Source organism: Streptomyces sp. NPDC026673, from assembly GCF_040638135.1.
Taxonomy (GTDB): Bacteria; Actinomycetota; Actinomycetes; order Streptomycetales; family Streptomycetaceae; genus Actinacidiphila.
This window is the reverse complement of record NZ_JBEZXR010000018.1, coordinates 32,060-48,644: the sequence shown is the minus strand read 5'-3', so window position 1 is coordinate 48,644 and position 16,585 is coordinate 32,060. Positions and strand designations below refer to the sequence as shown.

Annotated in this window: 14 protein-coding genes; 5 read left to right on the top strand and 9 right to left on the bottom strand. The window is 71.4% G+C overall.

Translation table 11 applies throughout. The features are described from left to right. Positions 1 to 2: 2 nt before the first annotated feature. Together purE and AB0F62_RS15365 are read right to left on the bottom strand one after the other, a co-directional pair. Entirely contained in the window at positions 3 to 506 is a 504-nt protein-coding gene (gene purE / locus AB0F62_RS15370; protein WP_361797940.1) for a 5-(carboxyamino)imidazole ribonucleotide mutase, read from the bottom strand. 32 nt (positions 507 to 538) lie between these two features. Continuing rightward, positions 539 to 1,678: a 5-(carboxyamino)imidazole ribonucleotide synthase gene (locus tag AB0F62_RS15365; RefSeq protein WP_361797752.1), complete on the bottom strand. Its 1,140-nt coding sequence runs from the start codon at positions 1,676 to 1,678 to the stop codon at positions 539 to 541. A gap of 106 nt (positions 1,679 to 1,784) precedes the next feature. On the opposite strand from AB0F62_RS15365, the gene AB0F62_RS15360 reads away from it, so the two are divergent. Beyond that, positions 1,785 to 2,348, top strand: a complete 564-nt coding sequence (locus AB0F62_RS15360) for a GtrA family protein (protein WP_361797750.1) — start codon at positions 1,785 to 1,787, stop codon at positions 2,346 to 2,348. A gap of 21 nt (positions 2,349 to 2,369) precedes the next feature. Here the strand turns inward: AB0F62_RS15360 and AB0F62_RS15355 are convergent, their stop codons facing one another. Next, the gene (locus AB0F62_RS15355) at positions 2,370 to 3,638 is read right to left on the bottom strand and encodes an ATP-binding protein (RefSeq protein WP_361797747.1); all 1,269 of its coding nucleotides are present in this window, start codon (positions 3,636 to 3,638) and stop codon (positions 2,370 to 2,372) included. Between the two features lie 47 nt (positions 3,639 to 3,685). Further along, positions 3,686 to 4,360 carry a response regulator transcription factor gene (locus AB0F62_RS15350; protein WP_361797744.1) on the bottom strand — a complete coding sequence of 225 codons (675 nt, stop codon included), beginning with the start codon at positions 4,358 to 4,360 and terminating at the stop codon, positions 3,686 to 3,688. A 341-nt stretch (positions 4,361 to 4,701) separates the two neighbouring features. On the opposite strand from AB0F62_RS15350, the gene AB0F62_RS15345 reads away from it, so the two are divergent. Continuing rightward, a complete protein-coding gene (locus AB0F62_RS15345; protein ID WP_361797741.1) occupies positions 4,702 to 6,204 on the top strand; it encodes an oligopeptide:H+ symporter in 1,503 nt (500 codons plus the stop codon). Between the two features lie 790 nt (positions 6,205 to 6,994). Here AB0F62_RS15345 and AB0F62_RS15340 read toward each other — a convergent pair. Next, complete coding sequence (locus tag AB0F62_RS15340) at positions 6,995 to 8,338, bottom strand: UDP-glucose/GDP-mannose dehydrogenase family protein (protein WP_361797738.1); 1,344 nt, start codon at positions 8,336 to 8,338, stop codon at positions 6,995 to 6,997. 179 nt (positions 8,339 to 8,517) lie between these two features. Here AB0F62_RS15340 and AB0F62_RS15335 point away from each other — a divergent pair, with 179 nt between their 5' ends. Next, a complete protein-coding gene (locus AB0F62_RS15335) occupies positions 8,518 to 9,585 on the top strand; it encodes an LCP family protein (protein WP_361797735.1) in 1,068 nt (355 codons plus the stop codon). Between the two features lie 103 nt (positions 9,586 to 9,688). Here the strand turns inward: AB0F62_RS15335 and AB0F62_RS15330 are convergent, their stop codons facing one another. After that, positions 9,689 to 10,927 (bottom strand): LCP family protein, encoded by a 1,239-nt coding sequence (locus AB0F62_RS15330; RefSeq protein ID WP_361797732.1) that lies wholly within the window; start codon positions 10,925 to 10,927, stop codon positions 9,689 to 9,691. Positions 10,928 to 11,045: 118 nt separating this feature from the next. Next, complete coding sequence (locus AB0F62_RS15325; RefSeq protein ID WP_361797729.1) at positions 11,046 to 11,309, bottom strand: DUF1876 domain-containing protein; 264 nt, start codon at positions 11,307 to 11,309, stop codon at positions 11,046 to 11,048. 116 nt (positions 11,310 to 11,425) lie between these two features. Here AB0F62_RS15325 and AB0F62_RS15320 point away from each other — a divergent pair, with 116 nt between their 5' ends. Next, a complete protein-coding gene (locus AB0F62_RS15320) occupies positions 11,426 to 11,968 on the top strand; it encodes an acyl-CoA thioesterase (protein WP_361797726.1) in 543 nt (180 codons plus the stop codon). 61 nt (positions 11,969 to 12,029) lie between these two features. Here the strand turns inward: AB0F62_RS15320 and AB0F62_RS15315 are convergent, their stop codons facing one another. Further along, on the bottom strand, positions 12,030 to 13,475 hold the full coding sequence (locus AB0F62_RS15315; RefSeq protein ID WP_361797723.1) for an LCP family protein: 1,446 nt from the start codon (positions 13,473 to 13,475) through the stop codon (positions 12,030 to 12,032). Positions 13,476 to 13,567: 92 nt separating this feature from the next. On the opposite strand from AB0F62_RS15315, the gene AB0F62_RS15310 reads away from it, so the two are divergent. Continuing rightward, positions 13,568 to 14,602, top strand: coding sequence for a glycosyltransferase family 2 protein (locus AB0F62_RS15310; RefSeq protein ID WP_361797720.1), 1,035 nt, complete (start codon positions 13,568 to 13,570; stop codon positions 14,600 to 14,602). Positions 14,603 to 14,617: 15 nt separating this feature from the next. On the opposite strand, the gene AB0F62_RS15305 is transcribed toward AB0F62_RS15310, so the two are convergent. Next, a complete protein-coding gene (locus AB0F62_RS15305; RefSeq protein WP_361797717.1) occupies positions 14,618 to 16,540 on the bottom strand; it encodes an LCP family protein in 1,923 nt (640 codons plus the stop codon). Between the last annotated feature and the right edge of the window lie 45 nt (positions 16,541 to 16,585).

The window sequence follows — 16,585 nt, the reverse complement described above, 5'->3', positions numbered from 1 at the left end:
GACTACTTCTTCCCTCCGAAACCGAAGCCGGCCGATCCCTCCACCTTGGCCCGCAGGCGCTTGCCCTTCTCGGTGGCCTGCTGGTTCAGCTCGTCCTGGAAGTGCCGCATGCGCTCGAGCAGTTCGGCGTCGTGCGCGGCGAGCATGCGCACCGCCAGCAGGCCCGCGTTGCGCGCGCCGGCCACGGAGACCGTGGCGACGGGGACGCCGGCGGGCATCTGCACGATGGACAGCAGGGAGTCCATGCCGTCCAGGTACTTCAGCGGCACGGGAACGCCGATCACCGGCAGCGGCGTCACGGACGCCAGCATCCCGGGCAGGTGCGCGGCGCCGCCCGCGCCCGCGATGATCGCCTTCAGGCCGCGCTCGGCCGCCTGCTCGCCGTACGCGACCATCTCGCGCGGCATCCGGTGCGCGGAGACGACGTCGACCTCGTAGGGCACCTCGAACTCGTCCAGCGCCTGGGCCGCGGCCTCCATGACCGGCCAGTCGGAGTCGGAACCCATCACGATGCCGACCAGCGGCCCAGCGGGAGTGCTCACTCTTGGATCGTCCCTCGCAGATAGTCGGCGGCGTGGCGGGCGCGCTCGCGCACCTCGGCCAGGTCGTCGCCGTAGGTGTTGACATGGCCGACCTTCCGGCCGGGCTTCACGTCCTTGCCGTACATGTGGATCTTCAGCTGCGGGTCCCGCGCCATGCAGTGCAGGTACGCGGCGTACATGTCGGGGTAGTCGCCGCCGAGCACGTTCGCCATGACCGTCCACGGCTGGCGGGGGCGCGGGTCGCCGAGCGGCAGGTCGAGGACCGCGCGCAGGTGGTTGGCGAACTGCGAGGTTATGGCGCCGTCCTGGGTCCAGTGGCCGCTGTTGTGCGGGCGCATGGCCAGCTCGTTGACGAGGATCCGGCCGTCCCGGGTCTCGAAGAGCTCGACCGCCAGGTGCCCGACGACGCCGAGCTCCTTGGCGATGGTCAGCGCGAGCCGCTGGGCCTCCACCGACCGGGCCTCGGGCAGGTCGGGCGCGGGCGCGATCACGGTGTCGCACACGCCGTCGACCTGGATGGACTCCACCACCGGGTAGGCGACCGCCTGGCCGTGCGGGGAGCGCACGACGTTGGCCGCCAGCTCCCGTACGAAGTCGACCTTCTCCTCGGCCAGCACCGGCACGCCCGCCCTGAAGGGCTCGGCGGCGCCCGCCTCGTCGCGGACGACCCACACGCCCTTGCCGTCGTAGCCGCCGCGCACCGTCTTGAGCACGACCGGATACCCGGCGCCCTCCTCGGCGAAGCGCGTGACGTCGGCCGGGTCGGAGACGATGCGGTGCCGCGGGCAGGGCACGCCGATGGAGTCGAGCCTCGCCCGCATCACGCCCTTGTCCTGCGCGTGCACCAGCGCGTCGGGCCCCGGGCGCACGGCGATGCCGTCGGCCTCCAGGGCGCGCAGGTGCTCGGTGGGCACGTGCTCGTGGTCGAAGGTGATCACATCGCAGCCGGCGGCGAACGAGCGCAGCGTGTCGAGGTCGCGGTAGTCACCCACCACGACCTCTCCGGCGACCAGGGCCGCGGAGTCCACGGGTGTGTCGCTGAGCAGCTTGAATCTGATGCCGAGGGGGATGCCCGCCTCGTGGGTCATACGGGCGAGCTGGCCGCCACCGATCATGCCGACTACCGGGAATGTCACAGTCACCAGGATATCCGGGCATGAATGACGCACCGACCGCCCTCCCGGAGGGGCCGCGGTTAGCATGAAGGTCACTGACCAGTCACAGACGGGGCCGAACGATCACATGGACGGTGCGACCGGGTCCACCACCCGAGCGGGGATGCGGAACCGGCTGACGGCGATGGCCCGCGAGGCCGCCAAGTTCGGGGCGGTCGGCGGGGCGGGGGTCCTGGTCAACATCGGGGTCTTCAACCTCGTCCGGCACGTCACCGACCTGCAGGTGGTGCGGGCGAGCATCATCGCGACCGTCGTCGCGATCGCCTTCAACTACGTGGGGTTCCGCTACTTCACCTACCGCGACCGGGACAAGTCCGGCCGTACCCGCGAGCTGACCCTCTTCCTGGTGTTCAGCGCGGTGGGCCTGGTGATCGAGAACGGGGTGCTCTACGCGGCCACCTACGGCTTCGGCTGGGACAGCCCGCTGCAGAGCAACGTCTTCAAGTTCCTCGGCATCGGCGTGGCGACCCTGTTCCGCTTCTGGTCCTACCGCACCTGGGTGTTCAAGGCGCTGCCCGTCCGCGAGACGGTGCAGCAGGCGGAATCGTTCCTGGTCGCGAAGGAGAACAAGTCCTCCGGCGCCCATACCGGGACGGGCGGTACGCACTCCTCCGCCGGCCGGGTGCGCTGACCCGCGCCGCACCCGCGGGGCCTACCCGCGCTTGGCGGCGCCCTTGCCGCGGCCTTGGTCCTCGCGGGCCAGGAAGAGCGCGAAGACCGGTGGCCGCTGCTGCAGCAGCTCCAGGCGTCCGCCGTCGGCCTCCGCCAGGTCGCGCGCGACCGCGAGGCCGATGCCGGTGGAGTTGCGGCCGCTGACCGTGCGCTCGAAGACCCGCGCGCCCAGCTCCGGCGGCACCCCCTGGCCCTCGTCGGTGACCTCGACCACCACCTGCGTGCCGGTGACCCGGGTGGAGATCGCGACCGTGCCGGAGCCGTGCATCAGCCCGTTCTCGATCAGCGACGCCAGCACCTGGGCGACCGCCCCCGGGGTGCCGACGGCGCGCAGCCGCTTCTTGCCCGAAGAGGTGATGGCCCGGCCGGCGCTGCGGTACGCCGGACGCCACTCCTCCACCTGCTGCTTGATCACGTCGTCGATGTCGAAGACGACCGCCGAGCCGGTACGCGGGTCCCGCGCGTTGGTCAGCAGCCGCTGCACGACGTCCGTGAGCCGCTCCACCTGCCCCAGGGCGATCGTCGCCTCCTCCTTGACCGCCTCCTGGTCCTCGGCCGTGGCGATGATCTCCTCCAGCCGCATCGACAGCGCCGTCAGCGGCGTCCGCAGCTGGTGGGAGGCGTCCGCCGCCAGGCGCCGCTCGGCGGTCAGCATCCGGGCGATCCGCTCGGCGCTGCGGTCCAGCACGTCGGCGACCCGGTCCAGCTCCGGCACTCCGTAGCGGCGGTGCCGGGGCCGCGGGTCGCCGGAGCCGAGCCGTTCCGCGGTCTCCGCCAGATCGGTCAGCGGACTGCCGAGCCGGCGCGCCTGGCGCACCGCGAGGATCACGGCGGCCAGCACCGCCAGCAGCGCCACCGCGAGGATGATCAGCAGGGTGCGGCCGATCTCCCGGCTGACCTTGCTGCGGGACTCCTCGACGGTGACCGTCTCGCCGTGCTCGCCCGTCTGCCGGGCGGAGATCACCTCGCCCGTGGGCTTGGTGCCGATGCTGATCGGCTCCGCTCCCGGGATCCGCACCAGCGCGTAGCGCCCTTGGGCGATCTGCTGGGCCAGCACCTCGCGGCTGATCCGCTCCTCGCCGATCATCCTGCTCTCGACGATGCCGACCAGCCGTACCGCCTCGGAGTCCACGCTCTCCCTGGCGCTGTTCTCGATCGTCCGGGCCTCCACCAGGACGAGGGAGACACCGAAGACGGCGATGACGACGAGCACCACGGCGAGCGTGGACTGGATGAGACGGCGGCGCATGAGTGAAGCGTGTCAGACCGCGCGGCCCGACGGCGTGCCCGCTCTTCCTAGTTCTTCTCGAACCGGAAGCCGACGCCGCGCACCGTGGAGATGTAGCGCGGGGCCGCCGCGTCGTCGCCGAGTTTCTTGCGCAGCCACGAGATGTGCATGTCCAGCGTCTTGGTGGAGGACCACCAGGTGGTGTCCCACACCTCGCGCATCAGCTGCTCGCGGGTGACCACCCGGCCGGCGTCGCGCACCAGCACCCGCAGGAGGTCGAACTCCTTCGCGGTGAGCTGGAGCTCCTCGTCCCCCATCCACGCGCGGTGCGACTCCACGTCGATCCGCACGCCCTGGGTGGAGGGCTGCTGGGCCTCGACCGTGCCGCGCCGCAGCAGCGCCCGCACCCGGGCCAGCAGCTCGGCCAGCCGGAACGGCTTGGTCACATAGTCGTCGGCGCCGGCGTCCAGGCCGACCACGGTGTCCACTTCGTCGGCGCGGGCGGTCAGCACCAGCACCGGGAAGCCATGGCCCTCGGTGCGCAGCCTTCTGCACACCTCGAGCCCGTCCATTCCGGGCAGCCCCAGGTCGAGCACCAGAAGATCGAAGGAGCCGAGCAGGGCGGCTTCGAGCGCCGCGGGTCCGTCCTCGCGCACCTCGACCTCGTACCCTTCGCGGCGCAGCGCGCGTGCGAGCGGTTCCGAGATGGATGCGTCGTCCTCGGCGAGCAGTACGCGGGTCATGGGCTGATGGTAGTCCGCCGCGAGAAACCGCACGCCGGGCGGGCCGCAGTGCTTGTGAGGTACATCTCAAGTCGTCCCATATAGCACATGTAGTGCTGCCATAAGGTAACCAAATGCCCGTAACAGCCATCGGGACCTTCGGCGCGTGCCACACGTCGAAGGACCCTTCTGTGACGGGGCTGGTCCCCACCAGCATTCAGTCAACGACCTGTCGACCGGGGCCGCGCCTGTGAAGGCGTCGGCCGTGGATCCCGGTGCGCCCTCGCGCGCCCCGGTGCCGGTCACCCCCCACCCGGGCGCGCACCGCTCTCGCAGCGCGTCCCGAGCAGCAAGGAAAACCCATGGCGTCCAGCCTGACTGAGGGCCTCGCCGCGCCGGATTCCGGATCCAGCGGCAGGAACTTCCTCGGCCACCCCCGCGGCCTGGCCACTCTCTTCTTGACCGAGACGTGGGAGCGCTTCAGCTACTACGGCATGAGGGCGCTGCTCGTCCTCTACCTGACGGCCTCGGTCTCGGACGGCGGCCTCGGCATGAAGGCCGCCACCGCCGGCGCGATCTACAGCGTGTACACCGCCACGGTGTACCTGCTGGCGATGCCGGGCGGCTGGTTCGCCGACCGCCTGTGGGGTCCCCGCCGTACGGTCGCCATCGGCGGCGCGATCATCATGATCGGCCACTTCCTGCTGGCCGTGCCGGTGAAGGCCTCCTTCTTCGTCGGCCTGGTCTTCATCGCCGTGGGCTCCGGCCTGCTGAAGTCCAACATCTCCACGATGGTGGGCCAGCTCTACCCGGACCGGAACGACCCGCGCCGTGACGGCGGCTTCACGATCTTCTACATCGGCATCAACCTCGGTGCCTTCCTCGCCCCGCTGGTCATCGGCACCGTCGGCCAGCAGGTCGACTGGCACCTGGGCTTCGCCCTCGCCGGTGTCGGCATGGCTCTGGGCCTGGCCCAGTTCCTGATCGGCACCAAGAACCTGGCGCCGGTCTCCAGCGTGGTCCCCACCCCGCTGGACGCCGCCGAGCGCGCCGGCCTGCTGAAGAAGGCCCTGCTGTGGCTGGCCGCCGCCGTCGTCTTCTACGGCGTGGTCACCTTCACCGGGCACTTCACGATCAACTGGGTGCTGTGGCCGCTCTCCCTGCTGGGCTTGGCGCTGCCGACGTACTACTTCTGGCGCATCCGGCGTGACAACGAGCTCAGCTCGGACGAGAAGACCAAGGTCACCGGCTACATCTGGTTCTTCGTCGTGGCCGCCCTCTTCTGGATGATCTACGACCAGTCCGGCTCGACCCTGACGGTCTTCGCCTCCGAGCACACCTCGTCCAAGCTGTGGGGCTTCGACTTCCCGGAGAGCTGGTTCCAGTCGCTGAACCCGCTCTTCGTGATGGCCCTGGCCCCGGTCTTCGCCGCGCTGTGGATGAAGCTGGGCCGGAAGAACCCGAGCACGACGGTGAAGTTCGCGTACGGCCTGATCGGCATCGGCGCCTCCTTCGTCGTGATGATGCTGGCCCAGGCCGCCGCCTCGGGCGACGTCAAGGTCACCCCGCTGTGGCTGGCCGTGGTCTACCTCATCCAGACCACCGCCGAGCTGTGCCTGTCCCCGGTGGGCCTCTCGGTCACCACCAAGCTGGCCCCGGCCAAGTACGCCAGCCAGATGATGGGCCTGTGGTTCCTCGCCGTGACGGCGGGCGACTGCGTGGCGGCCATCCTCCAGCTGGTCATCGGCGACGGCTTCCTGTCGGAGACCTCTTTCGCGGTCCAGGGCTTCGTGGCGCTTGCCGCCGGCGCGGCCTTCATCGTGTACCGCAAGCGGGTCATCCGGCTCATGGGCGACGTCCACTAGCGCGCGGGGCGCGCGGCGGTCCCGGGGGTGCGCTGCGCGCCCGGGGCCGTTGTCGTGTGCGGGTGCGTTGTGGTTGATGTGGGGGGTTTCCCCGCCCGCCCTCCCTCCCCCAGCCTTCGGCCGGGGGGACCCCCATCCGGCGCGGTCGGTGCGGGCCTGCGCTCTGTTGGCGTGGGGTCGGTGCCGCGCCGGCGCACTCCCCCAGCCTCCGGCCGGGGGTACCCCCACCAGCGCTCGCGGTTTACCCCCACATCATTCGGCACCCGGGTCCGCCGCTCGTCTCCCCCAGCCTTCGGCCAGGAGGAGCACCCCGCCACACCCCCTCCGGTCGTGTGGGCGCACGACGGCCGGTGGGGGGTTCAGTTAGGCAATCGGGGTCACCCCGGACCGCTTGCTCGCCCCCTGCGTCCCCGAGCTACCGCTGGGCGGTGCCCTCGTGGGGGGCCTGACCCGGTGGGGTTCAGGAGGCATGCGCGGCGCCCCCGGACCGCCTTCTGTACCCACCCTCCGGGGATCAGGCGCGCTACGAGAGGGAGGGGGCGGGGTCGTAGGGGTGGGTGTTCTGGACACTGGGCGTATTTGTGTGCGGCACCCGGGGTGAGAAGAGCAGGTGCCCGCCACGCACGTAAATATGCGTCCAGAATGCCCAGCCCCGGAGGCCCCGCACCCGGCCCACCCACACACGCGCGAGGCGGTGCCTGACCGCGCCGGGCAATCGGGAGGGCGGGCGGGGAAACCCCCAACCGAAACCACAGCGGCGCCGCACACAACCACCGGCCACCCCGAAGGGCTACGCGTTGGGCCGCCCCATCGCCCGGAACGTCCACCCCGCCTCACGCCACACCGCGGGATCCAGCGCGTTGCGCCCGTCGATGACGTGCCGCTGCCCGGCCACGGCCCCGAGCACCGCGGGGTCGAGCTCGCGGAACTCGCGCCACTCGGTGAGGTGCAGCACGACCTCGGCCCCGCGGACCGCCTCCAGCGCGCTGGAGGCGTACCCGAGGGTCGGGAAGAGCCGCCGGGCGTTGTCCATCGCCTTGGGGTCGTAGACGGTGACCTGGCCGCCCTGGAGGTGGATCTGCCCGGCGACGTTGAGCGCGGGGGAGTCCCGTACGTCGTCGGAGTCCGGCTTGAACGCCGCGCCCAGCACCGCGATCCGCTTGCCGAGGAAGCCGCTGCCGCCGCAGGCCTCGCGGGCGAGCTCGACCATGTGGCCGCGGCGGCGCATGTTGATGGAGTCGACCTCGCGCAGGAACGTCAGCGCCTGGTCCGCGCCGAGTTCGCCGGCGCGGGCCATGAAGGCGCGGATGTCCTTGGGCAGGCAGCCGCCGCCGAAGCCGATGCCGGCCCGCAGGAACTTCCTGCCGATCCGCTCGTCGTGGCCGATGGCCTCCGCGAGCTTCACGACGTCCCCGCCGGCCGCCTCGCTGACCTCGGCCATGGCGTTGATGAAGGAGATCTTGGTGGCCAGGAAGGCGTTGGCGGCCGTCTTCACCAGTTCGGCGGTCGGGTAGTCCGCGACGACGAAGGGCGTGCCCTCGCCGACGGGCGTCGCGTAGACCTCGCGCAGCAGCTTCTCGGCGTGCTCGGAGGCGACGCCGACCACGATCCGGTCCGGGTGGAGGGTGTCCTCGACCGCGAAGCCCTCGCGCAGGAACTCGGGGTTCCACGCCAGCTCGGCCCGGTCCCCGGCGGGGGCCAGCTCGGCCAGGCGCGCCGCCAGCCGGGCCGCGCTGCCGACCGGCACGGTCGACTTGCCGACGACCAGCGCGGGGCGCTCCAGGTGCGGGGCGAGCAACTCGAAGGCGCTGTCCACGTAGCTCATGTCGCAGGCGTACTCGCCGTGCTTCTGCGGCGTGTTCACACAGACGAAGTGGATGTCGCCGAAGGCGGCCACCTCCTCCCAGGAGGTGGTGAAGCGCAGCCGACCGGTGGAGCCGGGCAGGCCGGCGACATGGCGGCCCAGGAGTTCCTCCAGGCCCGGCTCGTACATGGGCACCCGGCCCGCCGCGAGAGTCTCGATCTTGCCGGGATCGATGTCCAGGCCCAGCACCTCGAAGCCCAGCTCTGCCATCGCCGCGGCGTGTGTGGCACCGAGGTAGCCCGTGCCGATCACGGTGAGCTTGAGCGCCATGTGAAGGGTCCTCCCAGGTCGTGGCCGGATTGCGCTGCCGAGCATAGTCGCGGGCGGGCCGGGGGCTCCGCCGGCCCGTGGCGTCCGGTGGGGCCCGGGCATGGCCATGACGGTGCCCCAGGCGCCACAATGCCCCCTACGCACGCGTGGGGAGCGGGTGCACAGGGTGGGGGTGGACGATGAGAACGACGGATCCGATCGGTCACGAGGAGACGGCGGTACCGGGAACAGCCGCCGAACCGGCAGCGGAGGAGGCGGCCGGGAGCCGGCGCCGCAGGCGCAGCCGTACGCGCCGGGTGCTGCTGGGCGCACTGACCCTGCTGGTGCTGGGGGTCCTGGGAGTGGCCGGAACGATGTGGTGGGCGGTGGACCACTACACCGGCAAGGTGGACCGCATCCCCAACGTCTTCCCGACGAACGTGCCCGAGAGCGAGCAGCCCCGGGCCGCCAAGGGTGGTGAAACGTTCCTTCTGGTCGGTGTGGACGCGCGCTCCGATCTGCCGACCACCGGCAGGGACGCCAAGGCCCCGGAGTGGAAGCGCGGCGCGCAGCGCAGCGACACGATGATGCTGGTGCACCTGCCGGCCGACCACCGGCACGCGTACGTGGTCTCCCTGCCCCGTGACAGCTGGGTCTCGATCCCGGGGAACGGCAAGGCGAAGCTCAACGCCGCGTTCTCGTGGGGCGGTCCGCCGCTGCTGATCGACACCGTGCAGCGGCTCACCGACGTCAAGGTCGACCATCTCGCCGTCATCGACTGGAGCGGCTTCAAGACCCTCACGGACGACATCGGCGGCGTGGACCTGGCCGGGAAGCACATGAACGGCGAGGAGGCCCTGAAGTACGTCCGCGAGCGCTACAACCTGCCGCGCGGCGACCTGGACCGGACCCACCGCCAGCAGGCCTTCCTGCGGGCGGTGATCGCCAAGACGCTGACCAAGGACTCCATGGCCAACCCGCTGAAGGCCAAGGAGCTGCTGGACCGCGTCACCGGCGTGGTCAGCGTCGACGACCGGCTCTCCGACGGCGATCTGCGCGACCTGATGTGGAGCATGCGCGGGGTGCGCTCGGGCGACATGGTCTTCATGAACGCCCCGGTCGGCGGGCTCGACATGATCAAGGGCCAGTCGGTGGTGCTGCTCGACGAGAACGGCAGCGAGCAGCTGTGGGAGGCCATGCGCAACGACACCATGGCCGACTACGTGGCGAACCACTCGATCGACCGCCTGGGCGCCTCCACCCCGTGAGGCCCGCGCGGCGGCCGCGCGGGCGGCGGGAGCCGGAGAGGTACCGAGGGGCCGGCGGGGCGCGGTGTACGCGCCCCGCCGGCCCCTCGGCCGTCGGACGGGGTCAGGAGTTCGGCTTGACCGTGACCTTGTCGTCGTTCTTCAGCTCCGAGACCAGCTGCTTGACCTTCGGCATGTCCCACTTGAGCGCGCTGCCCACGTTGGTGCTGACGGAGCCCGAGGTCGGCATGTTCATCGAGACGCCGTCACCGCCGGAGACGCCCTTCATCGCCCAGAACATGGACGCCAGGTCCCACAGGCTCATGTCCTTGTCGACGATCAGGGTGTCCAGGCCCGCGCCCATGGTCGGGTAGAGCTTGAAGGGGTTGAGCACCGTGCCCGGCGTGGCCGTCTGGCTCGCCAGCGCGGCCAGGAACTTCTGCTGGTTCTTGGTGCGGCCCAGGTCGCCCTCGGCCTCCTGGTAGCGCTGGCGGACGAAGGCCAGGGCCTCGTCGCCGTTGAGGGTCTGCGTGCCCTTCTTGATGTGCAGGCCCGAGTTCTTGTCGTCGATGTTGCGGGGGATGTCCAGCTCGACACCCCCGACCGCGTCGACGAGGTTGGCGAAGCCGGCGAAGCCGATCTCCGCGTAGTGGTCGATGTGCAGGCCCGTGTTGTACTCGACCGTCCGCACCAGCAGCGTCGGCCCGTCTATCGAGTAGGCGGCGTTGAGCTTGTTCTGGCCGCGCGAGGAGAAGGTCTTGCCGGACTCGGAGCCCTTGAACTCGGGGATCGTGACATAGGAGTCGCGGGGGAGCGAGATCAGCGAGTTCCCGTTGTCGCCGACGTGCAGGATCATCATCGAGTCGGTGCGCTTGCCCGCGGCGGAGCCGGTGTGCAGCTGCTTCTTCTGATCGCTGGACAGGCCCTCACGGCTGTCGGAGCCGACGATGAGGTAGTTGGTGCCCTCGCCGGTCTCCGGGCGGTCTATGACCGTCCCGAGGTCCACCTCGCGGCGCACCTTGCCGTCCGCCCAGAAGTAGGTGCCGATCGACCAGGCGGCGACCACGACGACCAGACCGATCAGGACGACCTTGACCCGCCGCTTGCGGCTGCCGGGCGGAGTGGTGCGGCCGCCGGTGGAGGGCGGGCCGTACGAGCCGCCGCCCCCGCCGTAGCCGTCGTGACCGCCGCCGCCCGGTCCGCCGTATCCGGGGGCGCCGCTGCCGTACGCCTGCTGGCGCGGGACACTGCCGGAGCCGGCCGCCGCACGGCGCGGGGACAGCTCGGGGGGCAGCGGCGGCTCGGAGACCTGCTGCTGCCGCTGGTTCCTGTCGTCGGACCAACCGTCGGGCCATGCGTTCATGTACGGCAGTGTGCCCGCTCGATCTGCCGGGCGATGCCTCCGTGGCGCTTCTGAAGCAGAGCTGATGCAAAGGTCACAGGACCGCCGCCGTACGGTGACCCGTTGTGCTCGGGCGTTCTCAGCCGGTGAGATGCGTCGGGGCGTTGGTGTGGGTCTCGATCATCCCCGCGGCCTGCTCCAGCAGTTCGTGCGCCAGGTTGGAGCAGGCCCGCGAGGCGGCCACGTCCTCCCCGATGCGCATGTCCGGCTCGTCGTTCGGATTGCGCCGCGAATAGCCGTGGCCCACGACACCCGGGGCGCCGTCCCCGGTGAGCGAGGCGGTGCAGGCGGTGCGGTTGCCGTCCTCCTCCAGCGACAGCTTGATCGTCCACGTCTTCTCCATGGTGGATCACCTCTTGGACATCGGGACGTCGACCCCTTTCTCAGCATCCGCCCGGCCTCGTCGGCGGGCAAGGTGTGCCGGACGGGGAGGGGGCCGGTGCGGCTTAGGGTGGAGCCATGTTCGAGGAGCCGCCCCCGCACCCTGTCCCGTCCAAGCCCACGTCCGCCTCGCGGATCACGCTGGCGCACATCATGACCCACCACGACACGAACCTGCTGGGCACCGTGCACGGCGGCGTGGTCATGAAGCTCGTGGACGATGCCGCGGGTGCCGTCGCGGGGCGGCACTCCGAGGGGCCCGCGGTGACCGGCGCCATGGACGAGATGGCCTTCCTGGAGCCGGTGCGGGTCGGCGACCTGCTCAAGGTGCAGGCCCAGGTCAACTGGACCGGGCGCAGCTCCATGGAGGTCGGCGTGCGCGTGCTGGCCGAGCGGTGGAACGAGTCCGGCCCGGGCACCCAGGTGGCCAGCGCCTACCTGGTTTTCGTCGCCGTGGACGCCGAGGGCAGTCCGCGTGCGGTGCCCCAGATCCTCCCGGAGACCGACCGCGACCGGCGCCGTCTGCAGGAGGCCCAGATCCGGCGTACGCACCGGCTGGCGCGCCGCCGGGCGATCATGGAGCTGCGGGAGAAGCGCGCGGCCGAGGGCTTCGACGACTGACGCCGCCGCGGCACCCGCCGGGGCCGTCCTCCGGCCCCGGCGGCCGGCCGCGCGGGATCCGTCAGCCGCACAGGATGCGGTCCCCGCGCGCCGGCGGCACCTCCGCGGGCGGCGGCGCGGGCGGGTCCGGCTCGCCGGCCCGTACCGGCGTGACGCCGTCGTAGTCCGCGCCCACGATGACCCGCAGCACCCTTCCGAGGCCCGCCACCGGCCGCATCTCCGCGAAGGGCAGAGCCGTCGCCAGGGCGTCCGCGGAGCGGTCCCAGCCCGGGTCGTAGTGGATGACGGTGTACTCCGCGTCGTGCCGGACGGTGTTGCCGGGCGTACCGGTGGTGCGGAAGCCCGCACGGCGCAGTTCCTTGTCCACCCGCGCCCCCAGGCCGTTGACCGAGGTCCCGTTGTTGACCTGGACGCGGATCGAACCGGGCGGCACCTCGACCTGCTCCGGCTCGGGCGCGGGCGGACTGGGCGTGGCCAGGGGCCCGCCGTCGGGGCCGGTGAGCGGACGGTCCTCGCGGATCGCGTCGAAGACCTGCCTGGCGCCCTTGGTGTCCCAGCGCAGCGTCGTCCCCACTCCCTGCACCCGGAACGGCGTGGCGTCCACCGGCACCGTCGCGAACTCCACCGAGCGCGCTCCGAAGCCGCCCCGCAGCCCGGTGGCGAGCGCGATCAGGTCGTCGGGCTTGGTCTGCCGGTCCGCGCGCACCGAGCCCAGCGCGGCCGTGGCCACCTGTTCCAGCTTGACGGGGTTCTGCAGCAGCCCGATGTCGGTGATCCGGCGCACCAGGGCGGCCAGGAACCGCTGCTGGTTCTGCATCCGCGGCAGGTCGGGGCCGCCGGGCACATGGCCGGAGCGGACGAAACGCAGCGCCGTTCCGCCGTCGGCGCGCAGCGTGCCGGCGGGCAGGTCCAGCCCGGTCGCCGCGTCCCGCAGCGGACGCGCGGTGCAGAGGTCGACGCCGCCGATGGCGTCGACGGTCTTCACGAAGGAGCGGAAGTCGAACTCGGCGTAGTGGTCGACCTTGATCCCGGTCATCTTCTCGACCGTGCCGACGGCGAGCGCCGGACCGCCCACCCCCCAGGCCCACTTCAGCTTGCCGGGACGCGGCAGCTCCGCGTACGAGTCCCGGGGCAGCCCGACCACGCTCACCCGGCGGCCGTCCCGTGACAGGTGCGCCAGCATCATGGTGTCGGTGCAGTCGCAGGGCTCCCCGCCCAGGTGCAGCCGGTCGCGCTGGGCCGCGGTCAGCCCGCGGCGCACATCGGTGCCGACCAGCAGGAAGTTGGTGCCTTTGGTGGGACTGGGCCGGTTCTTCATCCCCGCGAAGGCGTCCACCCGCGCCATGCGGTCGTCCATGTGCCCCAGGACGGCGTGCCCGATCCCGCTGGCGGTCAGGATGCCCAGCGAGACGGCACCGAGGACGCGCATTCCGCGACGTGCCGGCGGCCGCTTCCGGGCTCGGCGGGCGGCTGCTGTGGGCTGCTGACGGCGACGAGCGACGGTCATGCGATCACGCTAAGGAGTCATACCGTCGTACGGAATGAGCCCCGCCCGGCCGCACGCGCTCGTATCATCCGTTCGCGGTAACGTGTGCGGCTGTGAACGCTGCGACCCCCCACGTGCTGCCCGCCGTCTCCGTGATCATGCCGGTGCTCGACGAGGAGCGGCATCTGCGCAACTCCGTCCGCCACATCCTCGAGCAGGACTACGCGGGCGAACTCGAGGTGGTGATCGCCCTCGGTCCCTCCAAGGACCGCACGGACGAGATCGCGGCCGAGCTGGTGCGCGAGGACCCCCGGGTCCACACGGTGCCCAACCCGACCGGTCGCACCCCCGCCGCCCTGAACGCCGCCATCAAGGCCTCCCGGCACCCCGTCGTGGTGCGGGTCGACGGCCACGGCATGCTCTCCCCGGACTACATCAAGACCGCGGTGCGCCTGCTGGAGGAGACCGGCGCCGCCAACGTCGGCGGCATCATGCACGCCGAGGGCGAGAACGACTGGGAGCGGGCCGTCGCCGCGGCGATGACCTCGAAGATCGGCGTCGGCAACGCCGCCTTCCACACCGGTGGCGCCGCCGCCCCCGCCGACACCGTCTACCTCGGGGTGTTCCGCCGCGAGGTGCTGGAGCAGCAGGGCGGCTACAACGAGGAGTTCATCCGCGCCCAGGACTGGGAGCTGAACTACCGCATCCGCGAGGCCGGCGGCCTGATCTGGTTCTCGCCCGAACTGCGGGTCTCGTACCGCCCGCGGCCCACCGTGCGCGCGCTGGCCAAGCAGTACAAGGACTACGGGCGCTGGCGCCGCGTCGTCACCCGCTACCACCAGGGCTCGGTCAACCTGCGCTACCTCGCCGCCCCGGCCGCCGTCGTGGCCATCGCGGCGGGCGTGGTCCTGGGCGCCGCGGTCACCCCGCTGGGGTTCGTGGTGCCCGGCGGCTACCTGGCCGCCATCGCACTGGGCTCGGTCCCGGCCGGCAAGGGCCTGTCCGCCGGCGCACGGCTGCAGATCCCGGTGGCGCTCGCCACGATGCACATGTCGTGGGGCTACGGCTTCCTGACCAGCCCGCGCTCGCTCGCCCGGCGGGTCATCGCCAGCCGCCGCCCGGCGGTGCGGACGGCGGCCGACGCGTGATCCCGGGGTGAGCTCCTACCAGCTGTAGAAGGAGTTCACCTTCATGCACGCCGACTCGTCGGAGGCGTTGAGCGCGCTCGCGTCCGCCAGCACCTGCTTGGTGTCGGCGCTGCTGGCCGCCGGGTAGGTCGTCCCGGTCCTCCAGTCGGCGCCGATCACCAGCGTGATCTGCGAGACGGACGAGGACTTCTTCACCGCGCCGGCGGGGAGCTTCAGCGACTTGGCCACGGCCAGGGCGTTGGCCTTGTCGTCGTCGCTCGCGTAGGTGACGGTGGTGCCGGACTGCGACTGCGGCGTCGAGTCGGCCTCGGCCTGGGTGTAGCCCAGGGCCTTCAGCTTCTCCGTGAGGGAGCTCGCCCGGCCGGGGACCGCCGCCTGGGAGGCGCTGCCGGTGCCGTTCTGGACCGTCACCGGGATCTCCGCCGCCGGTGCGGCCTTGGCGGTGGAGGCGGCCGACTTGTCCGTCTTCTTCTTCTTGGCGGCCTTGCCGTCCACGGGCTGGTCGTTGCGGAGCAGCGTGAAGAGCTTGGTCGCCGCGGGGATCGGCACGACGTGTGCCGCCGGGTTCTGCGGGTCGGCACCCCACGGCATCGTCGTCATGGTGATGCGGTCGGTGGGGACGCCCTTGAGGTCGTTGCCCAGGTCGTAGAGCTTCTTGACCGTGCCCAGGTCGTCGTCGACGGTCAGCGCCTTGGTGGCGGCCTCCGCCAGGCCCGTCAGCTTGCCCGGGTCGTTGAGCTTCGCACCGGACTTCAGCTGGCGCACCATCGCGTTCATGTACATGTGCTGGGCGTGGGTGCGGCCGATGTCGCTGCCGTCCTCGAAGCCGTGCCGGGTGCGGAGCCACTGCAGGGCCTGCTGGCCCTTGATCGTGTGGTCGCCCTTGGTGAGTTTCAGCCCGGACTTGCGGTCCCAGACGTTGCCCTTGACGCAGACCGGGACACCGCCGACCGCGTCGGCCATGGAGACCACGCCGGCGAAGTCGATCATCATGAAGTGGTCGATGGATATGTCGGTGAGCTTCTCCCAGGTGGCCACGGTGCAGCCGGGACCGCCGTGCTGGAGGCTGGTGTTGATCGTCTCCGTCGTGGTCTCGGGGTAGACGCGTCCGTCGTCCGGGTCGGTGCACTTGGGGATGGTGACCCGGGTGTCGCGCGGGATGCTGACCACGGTCATGTTGCTGCGGTCCGCGGAGACGTGCAGCAGCATCTGGACGTCGGCGAGCGGCTTGCGGTCGGCGTCGGCCCTGGCGCCGCCGAGCTTCTGGTTCGCCTTGGACGCCCGGCTGTCGGAGCCCAGCAGCAGGATGTTCAGCGGGGTCTGGCCGGCGGCGTTGGCCTTGCTCTTGGCGGCCTGGCTGTCGCCGAGGTTCAGCGCGTCCTTCTTGATGTTCGCGTTGAGGTGCTGGTAGTACGCGTAGGCGGCGCCGGCCGTGCCGAGTATCGCCACCGAGGTGACGATCGCCACCCAGCGCAGGGCGCGTCTTTTGCTCTTTTTGCGACGTCGGCTGCTGCCGCGGCGCCCGCTGTCGTCGTACCCGTCGTCATCCGATCCGCCGTCCGCCCCGTCGCCCTGGGTGGCGGTCGGCGGGCCGTCGTAGGCGTCGTCGTCCCCGTAGCCGGCCTCGTTCCCGTAGCCGGTCTCGTAGCGGTCGTCGCCGTAGCCCCCGGTGTCGTAACCGGCGGCGTCGCGGTTCGGCGCCTCATAGGGCGCGTACGCCTCCTGCGGCGGGTATCCGCCGTGCCGCGGCTCCTCCGGCCGGTAGCCGCCGCGCTGCGGCTGCTGCGGGATCGGCTGCTGCGGGACCGGCTGGTGCGGGTTCGGCTGCTGCGGGATGTACGGCTGTCCGTGACCCTCTCTGTACGGAGAGTCGCCCCATCCGGGTTCGTGAGGATCGTAGGGGGCGTTGAGCCCTCCGGGAACGCTGCCGTGGCGCATGTAGGCCCTCCCATGACGCGCTGGTGGTCACTGTGGTCACCGGCT

What these genes read in the sequence shown, in the direction of transcription:
- AB0F62_RS15325 (WP_361797729.1), bottom strand. Translation starts at nt 11,309, where the DNA reads ATGGAGAAGACGTGGACGATCAAGCTGTCGCTGGAGGAGGACGGCAAC.
- AB0F62_RS15360 (WP_361797750.1), top strand. Translation starts at nt 1,785, where the DNA reads ATGGACGGTGCGACCGGGTCCACCACCCGAGCGGGGATGCGGAACCGG.
- AB0F62_RS15355 (WP_361797747.1), bottom strand. Translation starts at nt 3,638, where the DNA reads ATGCGCCGCCGTCTCATCCAGTCCACGCTCGCCGTGGTGCTCGTCGTC.
- AB0F62_RS15330 (WP_361797732.1), bottom strand. Translation starts at nt 10,927, where the DNA reads ATGAACGCATGGCCCGACGGTTGGTCCGACGACAGGAACCAGCGGCAG.
- AB0F62_RS15305 (WP_361797717.1), bottom strand. Translation starts at nt 16,540, where the DNA reads ATGCGCCACGGCAGCGTTCCCGGAGGGCTCAACGCCCCCTACGATCCT.
- AB0F62_RS15335 (WP_361797735.1), top strand. Translation starts at nt 8,518, where the DNA reads ATGAGAACGACGGATCCGATCGGTCACGAGGAGACGGCGGTACCGGGA.
- AB0F62_RS15340 (WP_361797738.1), bottom strand. Translation starts at nt 8,338, where the DNA reads ATGGCGCTCAAGCTCACCGTGATCGGCACGGGCTACCTCGGTGCCACA.
- AB0F62_RS15315 (WP_361797723.1), bottom strand. Translation starts at nt 13,475, where the DNA reads ATGACCGTCGCTCGTCGCCGTCAGCAGCCCACAGCAGCCGCCCGCCGA.
- purE (WP_361797940.1), bottom strand. Translation starts at nt 506, where the DNA reads ATGGGTTCCGACTCCGACTGGCCGGTCATGGAGGCCGCGGCCCAGGCG.
- AB0F62_RS15350 (WP_361797744.1), bottom strand. Translation starts at nt 4,360, where the DNA reads ATGACCCGCGTACTGCTCGCCGAGGACGACGCATCCATCTCGGAACCG.
- AB0F62_RS15320 (WP_361797726.1), top strand. Translation starts at nt 11,426, where the DNA reads ATGTTCGAGGAGCCGCCCCCGCACCCTGTCCCGTCCAAGCCCACGTCC.
- AB0F62_RS15345 (WP_361797741.1), top strand. Translation starts at nt 4,702, where the DNA reads ATGGCGTCCAGCCTGACTGAGGGCCTCGCCGCGCCGGATTCCGGATCC.